The 1,851-nt window shown below is 66.4% G+C and carries 2 protein-coding genes and 1 pseudogene; 1 reads left to right on the top strand and 2 read right to left on the bottom strand.

The genetic code is table 11. The features are described 5' to 3' along the window. Window positions 1-204, bottom strand: a 204-nt coding sequence (locus tag QZH66_RS15595) for an Lrp/AsnC ligand binding domain-containing protein (protein WP_345783857.1), incomplete at its 3' end; no start/stop codon positions are given. 30 nt (window positions 205-234) lie between these two features. Beyond that, window positions 235-577, bottom strand: a pseudogene (locus tag QZH66_RS19050) (winged helix-turn-helix transcriptional regulator); the annotation flags it as partial. Window positions 578-707: 130 nt separating this feature from the next. On the opposite strand from QZH66_RS19050, the gene QZH66_RS15585 reads away from it, so the two are divergent. Further along, the coding region (locus tag QZH66_RS15585; protein WP_305806817.1) for a D-amino acid dehydrogenase at window positions 708-1,851 on the top strand (1,144 nt) is incomplete at its 3' end.

Below are 1,851 nucleotides of genomic sequence, written 5' to 3'. Positions count from 1 at the left end.
CTGGGCCGTGACGGGCAGCTTCTTCAGGATGTCGCCAAGCAGGTGGCGGTATTCGCTCATGCCGCCGAGCCGCGCCTTGACCAGGTAGTCGAAGCTGCCCGAGACCAGGTGGCATTCCATGACCTCGGGCAGGTGCAGCAGCTCCTGGCGCACCTTGTCGAACACGTCGCCCGACTTGGACGACAGCGTGATCTCCACGAACACCAGCAGGTTCCTGCCCAGCGCCGCCGGGTCCACCCGGGCGNGCCTTGACCAGGTAGTCGAAGCTGCCCGAGACCAGGTGGCATTCCATGACCTCGGGCAGGTGCAGCAGCTCCTGGCGCACCTTGTCGAACACGTCGCCCGACTTGGACGACAGCGTGATCTCCACGAACACCAGCAGGTTCCTGCCCAGCGCCGCCGGGTCCACCCGGGCGTGGTAGCCGGTGATGACCTTCTCGCGCTCCATGCGCCGCACGCGCTCGGAGCACGGCGAGGTCGACAGGCCGATCTGCTCTGCCAGATCGGTCATGGAAATGCGCCCCTGGCGCTGCAGGATGCCGAGGATCTTGCGGTCGATGCGATCGAGTTCGGTCATTTCAATGGCCTGGCTGGAGAAAACACACAAAGTTCGGTTGAAGCAGCGGCACTTCGCTCGTACTTCAGTGAATTTTATGGCATCCAAGTTTTTAAACTTGCCATATATCTTGTTCACAGTGGAGTGCGCGATGAAAGTGATCGTTCTGGGCGGCGGTGTCATCGGCACCACGACGGCGTATTACCTGGCCCGCTCGGGCGCCGAGGTGGTGGTGCTCGACCGCCAGAGCGGCCCGGCGCAGGAAACCAGCTTTGCCAATGCCGGCCAGGTCTCGCCCGGCTATTCCACGCCCTGGGCCGCGCCCGGTATTCCGCTCAAGGCGCTGAAGTGGATGTTCCAGAAGCATGCGCCGCTCTCGATCCGTCCCGACGGCAGCCTGTTCCAGCTGCGCTGGATGGCGGCGATGCTGAGGAACTGCTCGGCCGAGCGCTACGCCGTCAACAAGGAACGCATGATGCGCGTCGCCGAATACAGCCGCGGCTGCCTGCGCCAGCTGCGCGCCGACACGGGCATCCAGTACGAACACCGCAGCCAGGGCACGCTGCAGCTGTTTCGCACGCAGGCGCAGCTCGATGCCGTGCAGCGCGACGTGGCCGTGCTGCAGGAATGCGGCGTGCCCTACGAACTGCTGGACCGCGACCAGCTCGCCACGGTCGAACCGGCGCTGGCCCAGGCACGCGACAAATTGACCGGCGGCCTGCGCCTGCCGAACGATGAAACCGGCGACTGCCACCTGTTCACCCAGGGCCTGGCCGCGATCGCGCAGGGTCTGGGCGTGGATTTTCGTTTCGACCAGGCGGTCGATGGCCTGCTGACCGAGGGCGGCCGCATCACCGGCGTGCGCGTGGGCGGCCAGGTCTTGACCGCCGACCGCTATGTGCTGGCCTTTGGCAGCTATTCGCGCAGCGCGCTCGCGCCGCTGGGGCTGGACCTGCCGGTGTACCCGGTCAAGGGCTACTCGCTGACCGTGCCGCTGCTCGATCCCGATCTGGCGCCGCAATCGACCGTGCTCGACGAAACCTACAAGGTGGCCGTGACGCGCTTCGACCAGCGCATCCGCGTCGGCGGCATGGCCGAGCTGGCGGGTTTTGATTTGCGCCTGAACCCGCGCCGGCGCGCCACGCTGGAGCTGGTCGTGAGCGACCTGTTTCCGGGCGGCGACCTGCCCAGGGCCGAATTCTGGACCGGCCTGCGGCCCATGACGCCCGACAGCACGCCCATCATCGGCGCCACGCCCTACGCCAACCTGTTCCTCAATACCGGCCACGGCACCC

The sequence above is a fragment of the Stenotrophomonas sp. YIM B06876 genome (genome assembly GCF_030711595.1).
GTDB lineage: Bacteria > Pseudomonadota > Gammaproteobacteria > Xanthomonadales > Xanthomonadaceae > Stenotrophomonas.
Note: the sequence above shows the minus strand (reverse complement) of the source record. Positions and strands in the feature narration are given on the sequence as shown.